Below are 15,462 nucleotides of genomic sequence, written 5' to 3'. Positions count from 1 at the left end.
GGTGCTCCTATCGGTTGTAGGCCGGCATGGGGCCGGCCAGGGTGGCGCCGACCTCGTCGCACGCCGCGACGGTGTCGGCGGACAAGGGTCCACGGTCGGCCGCGGCGATGTTGGCCCGGAGCTGGTCGGGCTTCGACCCGCCGAGCAGGACGGCGGAGACCACCGGTCGGGAGAGGAGCCACCGCAGTGACAGCTCCGGGAGGCCGATCCCGGCGTCGCTCGCGATGGCGGCCAAGGCGTCGACCGCCTCGAACAGACTGCGGTTCCAGTAGCGGTCGCGGTACATGGTCGACAGCGACGACGAGCCGAAGCGACCTTCACCGGGCGCGGCGTCGAAGCTGTGTCGGCCGGTGAGGAGGCCGCCACCCAGCGGGTTGTAGACGATCGTGGCCAGCCCGTGCGTCGTCGCGAACTCGGCGTACTCGTCCTCGACCCGTCGGGCGACGAGGTTGTAGAGCTGTTGGGCCACGACCGGGCGCGGCGCACCTGCCCGCTCGCACGCCCCGGTGAGGTCGGCGATCTGCCAAGCGGCGAAGTTGGACACCCCGACGGCCTTCGCCATCCCCGAGGCGACGACATCGGCGAGGGCGTCGGCGGTCTCGTCCACGGACACCGACCGGTCGGGCTGGTGCAGGTAGAAGAGGTCGACGTGGTCGGTGCGCAGCCGACGCAGGCTTGCCTCGAGCGACGTGCGGACTCCCTTGCGGGACAGCAAGGGTTCGCCACCGGCGTCGCCCGCGTAGATGCCGGCCTTGGTGGCCACGGAGAACTGGTCCCGACGCCCTGCGAGGACCTCGCCGAGGATCTCCTCGGTGCGGGTCGCGGCATACCCGTTGGCAGTGTCCAGCCAGGTGATGCCTGCCTCGAGGGCGGCGTCGACCATGGCGCGTGAGGTGTCGGCGTCGGCGGTGTCACCGAACGTCATCGTGCCCAGCACCAGCTGGGGGAGCGGGGTGTCCAACCCAGCGAGCTCGGTCGGGCTCATGCGCTCGCGGCGCTCTCGGCGATGCGGGCGGCGGCCACCCCGCGCACGACCTCGCGCGGCTTGCGCCCCACCATCCGCGAGGGCTCGAGCGCCGAACGTCGCAGCCGGCGGGTGTAGGGGTCGGCGGGCGAGGCGAGCACCTGCTCCGTCTCACCTCTCTCGACGACCGTCCCAGCGCGCAGCACCAGCACCTCCTCGGAGATGGCCCGCACGACCCCGAGGTTGTGCGAGATGAAGAGATAGGTCAGCCCGGTGTCCTGCCGCAGCTGGGCGAGGATGGCGAGCACCTGGGCCTGCACTGACACGTCGAGGGCACTGGTCGCCTCGTCGAGGACGAGCAGGTCGGGCTCGGAGGCGAGGGCACGCGCGATACCGATCCGCTGTCGTTGTCCTCCCGAGAACTCGTGCGGCTTGCGCTGGAGCGCGGAGGTGGGCAGCCCGACCCGGTCGAGGAGCTCGGCCGAGCGCTTGCGGCGCACCGTGGCGGAGCGCTCGCCGCGGACCTGCATCGGCTCGGCCACGATCTGCTGCGCGGTGAGGTGCGGATCGAGCGACCCGTAGGGGTCCTGGAAGACCATCTGGATCCGGTGCCGCATCGGGCGCAGGTCGCGCTCGGACACGGTGGCGAGGTCCGTGCCGTCGAACACCATGGAGCCGGCCGTCGGCTTGACCAGCCGGACCAGGGCCTTGGCGATCGTGGACTTGCCGCAGCCGGACTCACCGACGACCGCGAGGCACCCGCCGCGGGGCACCGAGAACGACACGTCGTCGACGGCGCGGAAGGTCTCCCGACCACGGCGGTACTCGACGACCAGTCCGGACACCTCGAGCAGGGGAGCGCCGGGTGCGGGCGCCGTCGCGTCCTGGTGGCTCTGGCTGGGGCTCATGCTCGTGGCCCTCCGTTCGTGGCGGGTGTGCCGGCCGGCTCGGGCAGCGGCGCGTCATCGGGGTGCGGTGAGTCCGCGCGCTCCGACTCCCCGACCTGCGAGGGGGCCTCGGGGTCGGTCCAGTCGCCCAGCTCGGGAATGGCCGCGAGGAGGGCTCGGGTGTAGTCGTGCGTGGGGTGGTCGACGACCTGCTCGACAGGTCCGTCCTCGACGAACACCCCGCGGTGCATGACGTGGATGCGGTCACTCATGAGCCGGGCCACGCCCAGGTCGTGGGTGATGAGCAGCACGGCGACCCCGGTGCGCTCCTGCATCTCCAGCAGGAGGTCGAGGATGCCGGCCTGGACGGTGACGTCGAGGGCCGAGGTGGGCTCGTCGGCGACGATGAGCCGGGGCTCGGTCGACAGGGCCATCGCGATGAGCACGCGCTGGAGCATGCCGCCGGAGAGCTCGTGCGGGTAGGACTTGATCCGTCGCTCGGGGGCGCTGAGGTGCACCTGTCGCAGCAGGTCGAGGGCGCGTTCGCGGGCCTGCGCCTTCGACAGCGACGGGTGGGCGTGCCGGATGGCCTCGACCATCTGCTTGCCCACGGTGGCGATCGGGTTGAGCGCCGTCATGGGGTCCTGGGGGATGAGCGCCACGGAGCGCCCGCGCAGGGTGCCGATGTGCTTGCGCGTGCCCACGACGTCCTGGCCGTCGATCTGGGCCGAGCCGGAGATGACGGCGAGGTCGTCGGGCAGCAGCCGGAGCAACGCCATGGCGGTGGTGGACTTGCCGGAGCCCGACTCACCGATGATGGTGACGGTCTCCCCGGCGTCGAGGTCGAAGCTCACGCCGTCGACGGCCCGGATCACCCCGCGGGGGGTCATGAGCTCCACGACGAGGTCGCGGACGGTGAGGACGGACATCAGGCGTCACCGGCCTTGGCCCGACGGGTGCGGTCGCGCAGCCCGTCGCCGAGGAGGTTCACGCCGATGACCAGCAGTGCGATGGCCACACCGGGGAGGGTGACGAGCCACCACTTGCCGGTCACGAAGAGCTCGCGGCCGTCCGAGATGATCCCGCCCCACGTGGGGTAGGGCCGTTGCACACCGGCACCGAGGAAGCTCAGGGCACTCTCGAGCAGGACGGCCTGCGCCAGGAGCAGGAAGACCACGACGAGGACCTGCGGGAGGATGTTCGGGATGATGTGGCGGCCGATCACGGTCGGGCGGCGCAGGCCCAGCACCTGGGCTGCGGCGACGTAGGGCTTCTCGCGTTCGACCAGGACGAGGGCGCGCGTGAGGCGCGCTGGTTCGGGCCACTGGGCCAGGGCGATGACCACCGTGATGACCGGGACCGACGGTCCGAAGAGGGCCACGACGAGCAGGAGCATGAGCAGCAGCGGCAGGGACATCTGGGCTTCGAGCGCCCGCGACACGAGCGTGTCGACCCAGCTGCCGTAGTAGCCGGCAACTGCCCCGAGGATGATGCCCACCAGCCCCGAGATGACGATGGCCAGCAGGCCGATGACGAGGCTGGTCTGGCCGCCGTGCAGGATGCGGGAGAGCAGGTCGCGACCGTTGGGGTCGGTGCCCAGCAGGTGCCCCTCGGAGAGTGGGGGGAGGGAGCTCTCGCGGAGCACGCCCCGCACCGGGTCGGGCAGCGGCAACACCCGCGCGAGCGCGACGGGGATCACGATGACGGATGCGCAGATCGCACCCAGCCAGATCTTGATCGTGCTGTGCCGGGCCTTGCGCTGCGCCGCGGAACGACGCAGCTGCCGCGGGGTCACCGCCGTGGGGGTGGCGGTCTGGTCGTTGGTTGCGTGGATGGCCATCAGCGGGCCGCCTCTCCAAGCCGGACCCGCGGGTCGAGCAGCGGGTAGATCAGGTCGACCGCGAGCTGGACGAACAAGGCCAGGAGCACGGTGACGAGGACGGTCGCCTGGATGACGGGCAGGTCGCGGCGCTCGAGGGCGTCGACGACCAGCTGGCCGACTCCTGGCCACCGGAACACCACCTCGACGATCACCACACCGTTCAGCATGGCCGCGAACCGGGTGCCCAGCGCGGTGACGACGGGGATCGCCGAGTTGGAGAACGCGTAGCGCCAGGTGAGCCGGCGCTCCGACACCCCACGGGACCGGGCGATCGTGACGTACGGCGCCCCCAGGTTCGCCGACATCTCCCGCCGCACGAGGCGGGAGATGAGGGCGACCTGGAGGACGACGATGGTGACCGTCGGCAGGACCAGCGACGAGACCGAGGTGAACCCGGACGACGGGAACCAGTGCAGGTTGACGGCGAACAGGATCAGCAGGACGAACCCGATCCAGAAGTCCGGCATCGACTGGCCGGCGATGGTCGCGATGTTGGCCCCGAGCTCGGCTCCCGTGTTGGCCCGTCGGGCCATCCAGACCCCGAGCGGGATCGCGAGCAGTGCGGTGAGGACGATGGCCGCCACCGCCAGGGTGATCGTGTAGGGAAGCCGGTCGAGGACCACCGTGAGGGCGGACTGCCGGAACTGGAAGGACTGGCCGACGTCCCCGTGGAGCAGGTGACCGAGGAAGGTCCAGTACTGGCCCAGCAGTGGCTGGTCCAGGCCGAACTCCTTGCGGATCGCGTCCAGCTGTTCGGAGCTGGGGTTGGGCGGCGCGTAGCTGACCGCAGGGTCGCCGGGGGCGAGCCGCAGCAGAACGAACACGACCGTCACCGTGAACCAGGCGGTCAGGATCGTCTGCGCGACCCTCTTGAGGACGTAGCGGCCCATCGGTCAGCCGGAGACCTTGACGGTGGACAGGTCGTAGAAGTTGCCCGGCGACAGGTCCAGCGTGGTGACCCGCTTGCGACGCGCGAGCAGGTTGTTCGGGGTCCAGGCCCACATCGCCGGCCAGAGCGCCCAGATCTTCTCCTGGGCCTCCTTGAGCTGGGCGTTGCGGGCTGCCACGTCGGGGTTCTGCGACGCCTGGTCGAGCAGGGCGGTCACCTCGGGGAAGACGAACCCGTGGTAGGTGTCGCGGGTCTTCTCCTTCTGCGCGGTCCCGCCGTACTGGCCCTGGAGGTTGGTGATGGCCAGACCGGTCTGGTTGCCGTAGCCGTTGCCGAGGATGTCCCAGTCGCCGGCCTCGCCGCGACGCCAGGCGTTGATGTCGCCGCCCTTGGGGATCTGCTTGAGCTCCAGGGTGACGCCCACGTCGGCGAGCATCCCGACGATGGCCTCCATGACCCGCGCGGCACCCGCGAACTCCGAGTCCTCCCAGATGGCCCGGAGCTTGAGCCCGGAGACTCCCTCGGCCGCCAGCATGGACTTCGCCTTGGCGACGTCGAAGGTGTAGGTGCCCGTCGCGGCGAAGCCGGCGAGGGTGGAGGGGACCACGCCTTCGGCGGAGGTCACCTGCCCCGCCATCAGCGAGCTGATGAGGGCGTCGTGGTCGATCGCGTGGGACAGCGCCTCGCGCACCGCGGGCTTGGTCAGCGGGTGCCCGGCGGGCTTCCGGAAGTTGTAGAAGAGGTGGATCAGTCGCGTGCCCTTCGTCTGCAGGACCTCGATGTCCTTGTTCGTCTTGAGGCTGTCGGCCGACTCGGGGGTGATCGTGTCGATGACGTCGGTCTGGCCCGAGGTGAGGGCGATGACTCGCGCACCCTCCTCCTCCTGGTAGCTGACGTTGACCTCGTCGAGCAGGGCCTTCTCGCCCCAGTAGTTCTCGTTGCGGACCAGGCGGTAGGTGCCGGTTCCCGAGTCCGCGGCAGCCACCGTGAACGGGCCGGAGCCGATGCCCTCGCGCAGCTCCTCGGCCTTGTTGGCCGCGGCGGGCGTGATGAGGATGTTGGACATCAGCGAGTCGAGGGTGACGACCGGCTTCTTGGTGGTGAGCGTGAAGCTCTTGTCGTCGACCTTGGCGAAGGTGGGCTGCTCCGGGAACTGCGAGGCGACGTAGCCGGCCTTGACCTGGAAGTAGAGCTTGATCGCGGTCTCGACGTCGGCGACGGTGACCGGCGACTTGTCGGAGTAGTGGATGTCGTCGCGCAGGGCGACCGTCCACACCGTGGGCGAGGTCTGGGTGAACGACTTCGCCAGCACCAGCTCGGGCTTGAGGTCCAGGCCGATCCGCGTCAGCGCCTGACGCACGGCCCGCTGGACGGTCACGGCGGCGTCGTACTGGTTGAGCTTGTTGTCCAGGCTCACCAGGTTGCGGTTGAGCGTGATGCTCAGCTTGCCTCCGGTGCCGCCAGCGGCAGACCCACCACCACCGGTGGTCTGCGGCCCGGCACACGCGGCGATGGTCGGGCCGAGCAGGGTGCCGGCGCCCAGGAACGCGGCCAGCTGCAGGATCGAGCGGCGGGACACGCCGCCCTCGGCGACCACCTCTGCACCGCTCGTGCCACCCATGGGAATGTTGTGGGTCATCGAACTTCCTCCTTGAAGTCTGTGAGCGGCCCTGACGACGGGCGCCGTGTTTCGCGTTCCAAACACTGGCACAGTTGCGCGTTGTGCGCAATACCTGTAGCGTCATTCGCGTCGGAATTCTCCTCCAGTCGACCGCCCAGTGTGGTTCCAGGCAGCATCGAGAGGCCCGCCTACAGCATCAAAGATGTTGCTGTACATAGAGATTGCGCGACAGTCCGAAGGAGGTCACGGTGCTCGAACGGCTGGTCGTCGCCGACGATCTCTCCGGAGCTGCCGAGTCCGCAGCTACCTTCCTCCTGCGCACAACGCGCATCACGGTGCAGCTTGCGCGGGACGACTTCGACGCCGCGGACCGTGGCGACGAGAGCCCGCGGGTCGTCGTCCTCGACTCGGACACCCGGCACGCCGCCCCCGCCGTGGCGGGCGCCCTCGTGGCCCGGTATGCCGCGCAGCTCGTGGGCGCGTCGCCGACCACTCGCGTGGTCAAGAAGGTCGACTCACTCCTGCGCGGCAACCTGGCTGCCGAGGTACGAGGCCTGGCGTCGGCGCTCGACGCCACGGTCGTCGTGGCCACCGCCCTGCCGACGGCGCAGCGCACCGTCGTGGGCGGCGTCCCGCTGGTCGACGGCTCCCCGCTGACCGCCACGAACCTCTGGGATGCGGAGGAGGGCCCGGCTCCCGCGACGGTCGCCGACGCGCTGCCCGGTCTCGACCACGTCCTGGTCCCGTTGGAGGTCGTGCGCGACCGCGCGCGTCTCCGCGCCGCGCTGGCCGCGGTCGAAGCCGCCGGCGCATCAGCCGTCTGTGACGCGGAGACCGACGCCGACCTCGACGCCGTCGTGGCTGGCGCCACGGTGCTGCGGAACGCCCTGCTCGTGGGCTCGGCCGCGCTCGTCGCCGCAGACGCCCGGCAGCTCGAGCCGGACCCGGCCCCCGAGCCCGTGGCCGACACCACGGCTGACCACGTGGTCGTCGCCGTCGTCGGTTCCGCGGCGCCGGGGATCACGGAGCAGGTGGCCGCGCTGGCCGACCTGGGGCTCACGGTCGTGACGCTGGACCCGCACCGGCTCCTCGAGTCGCCCGAGGAGGCGGTCGGACTGGTCGCCGAGGCGCTGACCACCACGGGGCTCGTGCTCAGCCTCGACCAGGCCGTCACCGTGGACCCGCGGTCCGCTCGAGGCCTCAGCGCGGCCCTGGCCGCGGCGGCCGCGCCCGCGACGGCGCGGGCCACGGTCCTGCTGGCGACCGGCGGAGAGACCGCCCGCGCCGTCCTCGACTCCCTCGGCGTGCGGACGCTCACGCCTCTCTCGACCCACGCGGCGGCCGTGACGTCACGAACACCCGACGGTCTGGTCGTGGTCACCAGGCCCGGGAGCCACGGGGCGTCCACGTCGTCGCTGCGCGAGGCGCTGGCGCCGTTCGCCACCCAGGCCGCCTCACCCCAGACCGATCCGCACCAGACCCACCTCCACTGATCTCGACCGCACACCTGACCTAGGAGCCACGATGACCGCCCTGCCCCGTATTGCCGTGACGATGGGGGATGCCGCCGGCATCGGCCCTGAGGTGATCGTGCGTGCCCTGCTCGACCCCGAGTGCGCGGGTCGGTCGAACTCCGTCGTCGTGGGTGACGCCGCCCGGCTGCGTCGCGCGGCCGAGCTCGTCGGGCTCGAGCCCGACATCGTCACGGTCGCCGACGTGTCCGAGTGCGAGTTCGTCCCCGGCCGGATCAACGTCATCGACCTGGGCCTGATCCCCGAGGACCTGCCGTTCGGTGAGCTGTCCGCCGTCGCGGGTGACGCGGCCTACCACTATGTGCGCGTGGCGTCCGAGCTCGCGATGGCCCACGAGGTGCAGGCCATCTGCACCGCACCCCTCAACAAGGAGGCGCTCCACGCCGGGGGCCACATCTTCCCGGGGCACACCGAGCTGCTGGCCAAGCTGACCGGCACCGAGGAGGTCTCGATGATGCTGGCCACGCCGCGAGTGCGCGTCATCCACGTCACCACCCACATCGGGCTCATCGACGCGGTCGACCGCATCGAGCCCGGCCTCGTCGAGCGCACCATCCGTCGCGGCCACGGCGCGCTCGTGGACGCGGGCGTCAGCAACCCCAAGATCGGCGTGTGCGGGATCAACCCCCACGCCGGTGAGGGCGGCCTGTTCGGGCGCGGCGAGGAGGAGGACAAGATCGCCCCGGGTGTCCTGGCGGCGCAGGCCGACGGCATCGACGTCGTGGGGCCGCTCCCCGCGGACACCCTCTTCTTCCTCGCCGGTCGGGGCGACTACGACCTGGTCGTCGCGATGTACCACGACCAGGGGCACGGACCGGTGAAGATCCTCGGCCTGGAGGCCGGTGTCAACATCACGGTCGGCCTGCCGGTGATCCGCACCTCGGTCGACCACGGCACGGCGTTCGACATCGCCGGCAAGGGCATCGCCGACCACCGGTCGATGGTCGAGGCGATGCGACTCGCCGCCGAGATGGCCCCGACGCCCACGACGCCCACCCCTGAACTCGCCCGATGACGTGACGAAGTCGGATAGTGTGCGCCCCTGATGGCACGGTTGAGGTCTGAGCACCGCCGCAACGAGATCGCCCGGCTCGCGGCGTCCCACGGGCTGACCAGCGTCGAGGAGCTCTCGGCCCGGTTCGGCGTGACCGCGTCCACGATCCGTCGCGACCTGGCGCTGCTCACGGCCCAGGGCAAGCTCGCCCGTACCTACGGCGGCGCGCTCAGCCTCGAGCCGCACCCGGAGGCGTCGCTGCGCCAGCGGCTGGGCGAGGCGCACGAGGCGAAGCAGGCCATCGCGGCCTGGGCCGCGACGCAGGTGGTCCCCGGCGAGAACGTCGTCCTCGACGGCGGGTCGACCAATGCCGCGCTCGCCGCCGAGCTCAAGGACTTCCGCGGCCTGTCCGTGGCGACCATCGGCCTGACCTCGCTCGAGGCCCTCACTGAGGCCGAGGGCATCGAGGTGATCCTGCTCGGCGGACGGCTGCGGACCGTGAGCCAGAGCTTCGTCGGACCCGTCACCGAGGCGGCACTCGAGCGGATGACGTTCGACCGGGCCTTCATCGGCGCCGACGGTGTGCGCGCCGACCGCGGGATCTGCGAGAAGGACCTCGAGCAGACCAGGCTCAAGGAGCTCATGATGAGCCGCGCCGACCACGTCTACGTCCTGGCCCACGGGGCCAAGCTCGGCGTGGCGCCGTTCCACGCCTGGGCGGTGATGCCGGCCCGCTGGACGCTCGTGACGGACGACTCCGCGACGCCGGAGCAGCTCCGCCCCTTCGAGGCCGCAGGCGTCGAGGTGGTCGTCGTCGACGTCGTCGACCTCGCCCCGGAGGGCCTCGAGGACACCGGCGCCTGACCTGGGGGCCCAGCCGGTGGGCGCTCAGAGGCCCAGCCGGTGGGCGCCGGCGTAGACGGTCAGCCGTGGCGGTCGGGCGAAGCCCACCAGCGTCAGCCCGCTGTGCTCCGCGAGCTCGGCCGCCAGCGACGACGGCGCGGACACCGCGACGAGTGCGGGCAGGCCGGCCATGACCGCCTTCTGCACCAGCTCGAAGCTGGCCCGGCCGCTGACCACCAGCACGTGTCCGGACAGCGGCAGCCGCCCTTCGCGCGCCGCCCAGCCCACCACCTTGTCGACGGCGTTGTGCCGGCCCACGTCCTCGCGGACGACCAGCGGCTCGCCGTCGGCGGTGAAGATCCCGGCGGCATGCAACCCGCCGGTCCGGTCGAAGACCTTCTGGCTGGCCCGCATCCGGTCGGGCAGCCCGGCGACCACGACCGGTGAGAGGACGACGGGATCGTCGGCCACCGCATACTGGCCGGTCGCGGTGATGGCGTCGATGCTGGTCTTGCCGCAGACGCCGCAGGCGCTGCTCTGGTAGCCGGACCGGGCGCTCCGCTCGAGGTCGGGCACGACCCCGGGGGCCAGCGTGACGTCGACGACGTTGTAGGTGGGGGAGCCGGACTCGTCCTCGTCGAGGCAGTGCATCAGCTGGGCCACGTCGTCGCCCCGGCGCAGGACTCCCTCGGTGAGCAGGTTGCCCAGCGCCAGGTCGAAGTCGTCACCGGGGGTGCGCATCGTCACGGTGACCGACGTTCCACCCACCCGGATCTCCAGCGGCTCCTCGACGGCGAGCGTGTCCGGGCGGGTGGTGCTGCGCACGCCCTCCGGGGTCACCTCGACCCTGACCGCTGGCGTCCGCCTCGTCACCCGTCCCACGCCTGCAATGTATGCCGCGCGGTGCCTGCCGGGTGTGCGGGGTCGCCGGATAAGTTGGAGGGGTGAGCGACGCCCCGCAGGACCAGCCCCCGTCCCCGACCGAGGTGCGCCTCTTCGGCGACGTCGGCATGCCGTGGCGGCCGGTGTCACCCAAGCTCGCCACGGCCCGGCTGCTCGTCCTCTCCGTGTTCCTGGTGCCGCTCCTGCTGGTGCTGCTGGGACTGGCAGCCTTCGTGTGGGAGGGCTTCTGGGTCGGCGCCCTCGTCGTCGCGGCCGCGCTCGCCTTCGGCGCCTGGCTGATCCGTCGACAGGTCCCGGCGATCACGTGGGCCGAAGGGGCCGAGGAGCTGGTGGTCCGGCGCGGCCGGATGTTCCGCACCCTGGTCAGCGTCCCGTACGGCCGGCTCCAGTTCGTCGACGTGCAGTCCGGTCCGCTGGAGCGCCGGTTCGACATGGCGACGGTCGAGCTGCACACCGCCTCGCCCCAGAGCGGTGGCCAGATCCCGGGGCTGCCCACAGCCGAGGCCGAGGCGCTGCGCGAGCGGCTCGCCGCCCGAGGCGAGTCGCAGCGAGCCGGTCTGTGAGCACCGCGGCCCCCGGAGCGGCTGGACCCGGCGACGACGCCGGGGAGTGGCGCCACCTGCACCCGCTCTCGCCCTTGCTCAAGGGTGGGATCGCCTTCCTGGCGGTGCTGGCGTACATCGTGTCGCAGCAGGCGGACTCGTTGTTCGGCGCCGATCGCGACGACCCCACCCAGGGGCACCTCGGACTCGCGGCCCTCGGGGTCGTCGTGGTCCTGCTCGCCATCATCGCGGGGGCATGGGTGTCGTGGCGGTTCTCGCGGTTCCGGGTCGCTGACACGCTGATCGAGCTGCGCACCGGCGTCCTCTTCCGGCAGCACCGACAGGTCCGGTTCGACCGGATCCAGGCCGTCGACCTCGGGCGTCCACTGCTCGCCCGCCTGACCGGGCTGTCCGAGGTCGTGGTCCAGTCGGCGGGTGGCAAGGACTCCCACCTCAAGCTCTCGTTCCTCACCGACGCGCAGGCCCAGCAGGTGCGCGAGCAGCTGATGGCGCTGGCCGGTCGCAGCGACGAGGCGGCCGGCGCGTGGGCTTCGGCCGCCGACGAGGACGCGGGCCACGTCCGCGCCGACGCGTCGGGCCTCACCGAGGCGGACTACGCCGACCTGCCGGCACCCGCCCCCGTCGGCGACCGGGTCCTGGCCATCCCCAACTCGCGCATCCTCCAGTCGGTCCTCTACAGCGGTCCCGGCCTGGCCATCGTGGTCGCCGTGCCCGCGCTGGTGGTCTCGGTGGCGCTCGGGGTGCCGGAGATGGTGGCCTGGCTCGGGCCGATGACGCTGGCGATCGGCAGCGCCCACCTCAAGCGGCTCACCCAGGAGTGCAACTTCGAGCTCGTGCACCAGGGCGACCGGCTCCGGATCCGGCACGGCCTGACCGACCTGCGCACGACGACCGTGCCGATCCACCGCATCCAGGCGGTCGAGGTCAGCCAGTCGCTGCCCTGGCGGCTCACCGGCTGGTGGCGCATCCAGGTCAACGTCGCCGGCGCGGGCACCGGTGACGCCGAGACCCAGACCGTCCTCATGCCGGTGGGCAACCGTGAGGAGGCCCTGCGCGTGCTCACGCTGGTGCACCCCGGCATACCTCGCGATGCGGCCCTGGCTGCGCTGGAAGGGGCCGGCACGGCGCACGGCTTCGTCACCTCGACCGCGCGGGCTCGCCGCCTCGACCCCCTCAGCTGGGGCCGCCAGGGGTATGCCGTGCTGCCCGACGGCCTGCTGACCCGCCGCGGCGCGTGGTACCGCGCGGCGCAGTTCGTGCCGCACGCCCGGATCCAGTCGCTGAAGCTCGAGCAGGGGCCGGTGCAACGGCGCAGGGGCGTGGCCACCGTCCGCCTCGTCTCCACGGTCGGTCCGGTGTCACCGGCGGTCGCCCACCTGGACGAGACCGACGCGGTCCGGCTGCTCAACGAGCAGGTGGTGCGCTCAAGCCGCGCCCGGCAGCGGGCCTAGCGGGCCTCGAACCGGACGACCAGTGCCTTGGCCACCGGGGTGTTGGAGCGCAGCGCGACGTGGTCGGCCGACATGAGCACGTTGGTCTCCGGGTAGTAGGCGGCGGCACAGTCGGCCGCCGTGGGGTAGGCGACGAGGGTGAAGCCCTCGGCCCGCCGGTCGACGCCTTCGAACTCGCTCACCACGTCGACCACCTGACCCGCGTGGAACCCCAGCCGGTGCAGGTCGTCGGGGTTCACCAGCACGACCCGGCGGTTGCCGGAGATGCCGCGGTAGCGGTCGGCGTGGCCGTAGATCGTGGTGTTGAACTGGTCGTGGCTGCGGATCGTCTGCAGCAGGAGCCGCCCCTCGGGGACCTCGAGCAGGGAGACGCTCCCGGCGAGGAACTCCGCCTTGCCGCTCGGGGTGTCGAACTCACGCAGGTCGCGCGGCTTGTGGGGGAGCAGGAACCCGCCCGGCTCGCGGACCCGGTCGTTGTAGTCGGCGAAGTTCGGGACGACGCGCGAGATGTGGTCGCGGACGAGGTCGTTGTCCTCGCCGAGGGCCCGCCAGTCGATCGTCCCGACGCCGGGCACGATGCGGTGGGCGAGGCCGGCGACGATCGCCACCTCGGACCGGCAGTGCTCCGAGGGCGGGTCGAGCCGCCCTCGCGAGAGGTGCACCTGTCCCTGGGAGTCCTCGACCGTGACGCCCTGGTCACCCTTGGGGGTCGAGTCGCGGTCGGTGCGGCCCAGGCACGGCAGGATCAGCGCCTCGGTGCCGGTGACGGTGTGCGAGCGGTTCAGCTTGGTGGAGACGTGCACCGTCAGGTCGCAGGCGCGCAGGCCCGCGTGGACGACCGGGGTGTCGGGCGTGGCCATCGCGAAGTTGCCGCCCATGCCGAAGAACACCCGCACCGACTTGTCGCGCAGCCGCTGGACCGTGGCCGTCGCATCGACGCCGTGCCCGGTCGGAGGGGTGAAGCCGAACTCGGCCCCGAGCGCGTCGAGGAACGACTGGGGCATCTGCTCCCAGATCCCCATCGTGCGGTCGCCCTGCACGTTCGAGTGGCCGCGGACCGGGCACGGTCCCGCGCCATCCTTGCCGATGTTGCCCTGGAGCAGCAGGACGTTGACGATCTCCTGGATCGTCATGACGGCGTGCACGTGCTGGGTCAGGCCCATCGCCCAGCAGACCACGGTGGCCTTCGACTCGGTGAAGCGCCGGGCCAGCGCCTCGATCTCCGGGCGCTGGAGCCCGGTCGCGAGCTCCGTTGCGTCCCAGTCGACCTCGCGCACCGCATCGACGTACGCGTCGTAGCCCGCCGTGTGGGCCTCGACGAAGGCGCGGTCGACGACGGTGCCGGGGGCCGCCTCCTCGGCTGCGACCAGCAGGTGACCCACGGCGCGGAACAGCGCGTGGTCACCGCCGAGGCGGATCTGCAGGTGGTCGTCGGCGAGCGCGGTGCCCGCGCCGACCAGGCCGCGCGGGGTCTGGGGGTTCTTGAACCGGATCAGCCCGGCCTCGGGCAGCGGGTTGACGGCCACGATGACCGCGCCGTTCTCCTTCGCCCGCTCCAGGTGGGTCAGCATGCGCGGGGCGTTCGTGCCGGGGTTCTGCCCGGCGATGACGATCAGCTCGGCCTGCTCCAGCGACTCGAGCGTCACCGCGCCCTTGCCGATGCCGATCTGCTCGCTCATCGCGGTGCCGGAGGACTCGTGGCACATGTTGGAGCAGTCGGGCAGGTTGTTGGTGCCGTAGGCCCGGACCATCAGCTGGTAGAGGAACGCGGCCTCGTTGCTGGTGCGCCCGGAGGTGTAGAAGACGGCGTCGTCGGGGGACGGCAGGGCGCGCAGGTGGCGGGCCATGATCGAGTTCGCCTCGTCCCAGGACACCGGCTCGTAGTGGGTCCCGCCGGCGCGCAGGTGCATCGGCTCGGTGAGCCGACCCTGCTGTCCGAGCCACCACTCGCTCTGCTCGTCGAGGTCGGCCACCGAGTGCTTGGCGAAGAAGTCGCGGTCGACCCGTCGCTTGGTGGCCTCCCACGCGACCGCCTTGGCCCCGGACTCGCAGAACTCCGCGACGTGGCGGTGGCCGGCCTCCGGGTCGGGCCACGCACAGGACGGGCAGTCGAAGCCGTGGTCCTGGTTGAGCCGGCCGAAGACGCGCGCGGTGCGCGGCAGCCCCATCTGCTCGATGCCGTGGCGGAAGGAGTTGGCCACGGCCGGCAGCCCGGCCGCCCACTGCTTGGGCTCGTGGGCGTCGACCGCACCGGTCGGGTCGACGACGCTCAGGGCGTCGGGAGCGGTCTCGGGATCCCCGGCGGAACGGTGCTGGTCAGCCATGGTTCCGACCCTAACCCCGGCGACAACCCGGTCCACGCGGTGGGACTGTGCCGTCCATGCAGGGGCCTGTGCTTGTCCACACGGTGGAATAGGGTGCCTATTCCGGCGACTCGGTTGAAAAACCCGGCCCAACCCGATGGACTTACCCGCAACTGACCGCTTCGAGGGGATGGAGAAGGGTGTGACCACGCCAGCGCAATCTGCGCTGCAGACATCGGTGGGCCGACTTGGCTTCACCGCCGGACAGGTGATCCAGGAGTTCGGCTACGACTCCGACGTCGACGACGACTTCCGCTTCGCCATCGAGGACCAGACCGGCACCGACCTCGAGGACGAGGACTACCAGGACGTCGCCGACTCGTCACTGATCTGGTGGCGCAAGGACGACGGAGACCTCGTCGACGCGGTCGTCGACGCCCTGACCAACCTCGGCGACGGTGGCTCGGTCGTCGTCCTGACCCTCAAGGCCGGTCGCCGCGGCCACGTCGAGGCGAGCGACATCGAGGAGGCTGCGACCACCGCTGGCCTGCACACCTCGGGCACCGTCAACGCCTGCGACGACTGGACCGCGACCAAGCTGGTCGCACCCAAGACCGGACGGCGTTGACC

General features: G+C 71.5%; 14 protein-coding genes. 6 read left to right on the top strand and 8 right to left on the bottom strand.

The annotated features are described in order from the left end of the window. Window positions 1-7 precede the first annotated feature (7 nt). Genes ASG91_RS15020 through ASG91_RS14995 form a run of 6 tightly spaced genes read right to left on the bottom strand, consistent with a single transcriptional unit; the run spans window position 8 to window position 6,261 of the window. Window positions 8-985, bottom strand: coding sequence for an aldo/keto reductase (locus tag ASG91_RS15020; protein ID WP_056923452.1), 978 nt, complete (start codon window positions 983-985; stop codon window positions 8-10). Beyond that, entirely contained in the window at window positions 982-1,872 is an 891-nt protein-coding gene (locus tag ASG91_RS21080; RefSeq protein ID WP_056923451.1) for a dipeptide/oligopeptide/nickel ABC transporter ATP-binding protein, read from the bottom strand. The genes ASG91_RS15020 and ASG91_RS21080 overlap by 4 nt, the downstream gene beginning before the upstream one ends. After that, entirely contained in the window at window positions 1,869-2,780 is a 912-nt protein-coding gene (locus ASG91_RS21075) for an ABC transporter ATP-binding protein (RefSeq protein ID WP_056923450.1), read from the bottom strand. The genes ASG91_RS21080 and ASG91_RS21075 overlap by 4 nt, the downstream gene beginning before the upstream one ends. Beyond that, on the bottom strand, window positions 2,780-3,691 hold the full coding sequence (locus ASG91_RS15005) for an ABC transporter permease (RefSeq protein WP_056923449.1): 912 nt from the start codon (window positions 3,689-3,691) through the stop codon (window positions 2,780-2,782). Before ASG91_RS15005 ends, ASG91_RS21075 begins: the two co-directional genes overlap by 1 nt. Continuing rightward, entirely contained in the window at window positions 3,691-4,623 is a 933-nt protein-coding gene (locus ASG91_RS15000) for an ABC transporter permease (protein ID WP_056923448.1), read from the bottom strand. The genes ASG91_RS15005 and ASG91_RS15000 overlap by 1 nt, the downstream gene beginning before the upstream one ends. A gap of 3 nt (window positions 4,624-4,626) precedes the next feature. Then, window positions 4,627-6,261, bottom strand: coding sequence for an ABC transporter substrate-binding protein (locus tag ASG91_RS14995; RefSeq protein WP_235545665.1), 1,635 nt, complete (start codon window positions 6,259-6,261; stop codon window positions 4,627-4,629). 230 nt (window positions 6,262-6,491) lie between these two features. On the opposite strand from ASG91_RS14995, the gene ASG91_RS14990 reads away from it, so the two are divergent. From ASG91_RS14990 to ASG91_RS14980, 3 genes are read left to right on the top strand one after another with little or no spacing between them, the layout of a single operon-like run. Beyond that, window positions 6,492-7,736 carry a four-carbon acid sugar kinase family protein gene (locus ASG91_RS14990; protein ID WP_056923446.1) on the top strand — a complete coding sequence of 415 codons (1,245 nt, stop codon included), beginning with the start codon at window positions 6,492-6,494 and terminating at the stop codon, window positions 7,734-7,736. 31 nt (window positions 7,737-7,767) lie between these two features. Then, window positions 7,768-8,790 (top strand): 4-hydroxythreonine-4-phosphate dehydrogenase PdxA, encoded by a 1,023-nt coding sequence (pdxA, locus tag ASG91_RS14985; protein ID WP_056923445.1) that lies wholly within the window; start codon window positions 7,768-7,770, stop codon window positions 8,788-8,790. A 30-nt stretch (window positions 8,791-8,820) separates the two neighbouring features. Next, window positions 8,821-9,633 carry a DeoR/GlpR family DNA-binding transcription regulator gene (locus tag ASG91_RS14980; RefSeq protein ID WP_056923444.1) on the top strand — a complete coding sequence of 271 codons (813 nt, stop codon included), beginning with the start codon at window positions 8,821-8,823 and terminating at the stop codon, window positions 9,631-9,633. Window positions 9,634-9,657: 24 nt separating this feature from the next. Here ASG91_RS14980 and fdhD read toward each other — a convergent pair whose 3' ends face one another. After that, window positions 9,658-10,494, bottom strand: coding sequence for a formate dehydrogenase accessory sulfurtransferase FdhD (gene fdhD, locus ASG91_RS14975; protein WP_056923443.1), 837 nt, complete (start codon window positions 10,492-10,494; stop codon window positions 9,658-9,660). A 62-nt stretch (window positions 10,495-10,556) separates the two neighbouring features. On the opposite strand from fdhD, the gene ASG91_RS14970 reads away from it, so the two are divergent. Both ASG91_RS14970 and ASG91_RS14965 read left to right on the top strand, forming a co-directional pair. Then, complete coding sequence (locus tag ASG91_RS14970; RefSeq protein ID WP_235545664.1) at window positions 10,557-11,078, top strand: PH domain-containing protein; 522 nt, start codon at window positions 10,557-10,559, stop codon at window positions 11,076-11,078. Next, window positions 11,075-12,529, top strand: coding sequence for a PH domain-containing protein (locus ASG91_RS14965; protein WP_056923442.1), 1,455 nt, complete (start codon window positions 11,075-11,077; stop codon window positions 12,527-12,529). The genes ASG91_RS14970 and ASG91_RS14965 overlap by 4 nt, the downstream gene beginning before the upstream one ends. On the opposite strand, the gene ASG91_RS14960 is transcribed toward ASG91_RS14965, so the two are convergent. Beyond that, window positions 12,526-14,853 carry an FdhF/YdeP family oxidoreductase gene (locus ASG91_RS14960; protein ID WP_056923441.1) on the bottom strand — a complete coding sequence of 776 codons (2,328 nt, stop codon included), beginning with the start codon at window positions 14,851-14,853 and terminating at the stop codon, window positions 12,526-12,528. The two genes, ASG91_RS14965 and ASG91_RS14960, sit on opposite strands and share 4 nt — an antisense overlap. A 181-nt stretch (window positions 14,854-15,034) precedes the next feature. Here ASG91_RS14960 and ASG91_RS14955 point away from each other — a divergent pair, with 181 nt between their 5' ends. Continuing rightward, window positions 15,035-15,460, top strand: a complete 426-nt coding sequence (locus ASG91_RS14955) for a DUF3052 domain-containing protein (RefSeq protein WP_235543652.1) — start codon at window positions 15,035-15,037, stop codon at window positions 15,458-15,460. Window positions 15,461-15,462: the final 2 nt, after the last annotated feature.

Source organism: Phycicoccus sp. Soil802 (assembly GCF_001429605.1).
GTDB lineage: Bacteria > Actinomycetota > Actinomycetes > Actinomycetales > Dermatophilaceae > Pedococcus.
The sequence above is the reverse complement of the archived record's forward strand: the minus strand, read 5'-3'. Positions and strand labels throughout refer to the sequence as shown.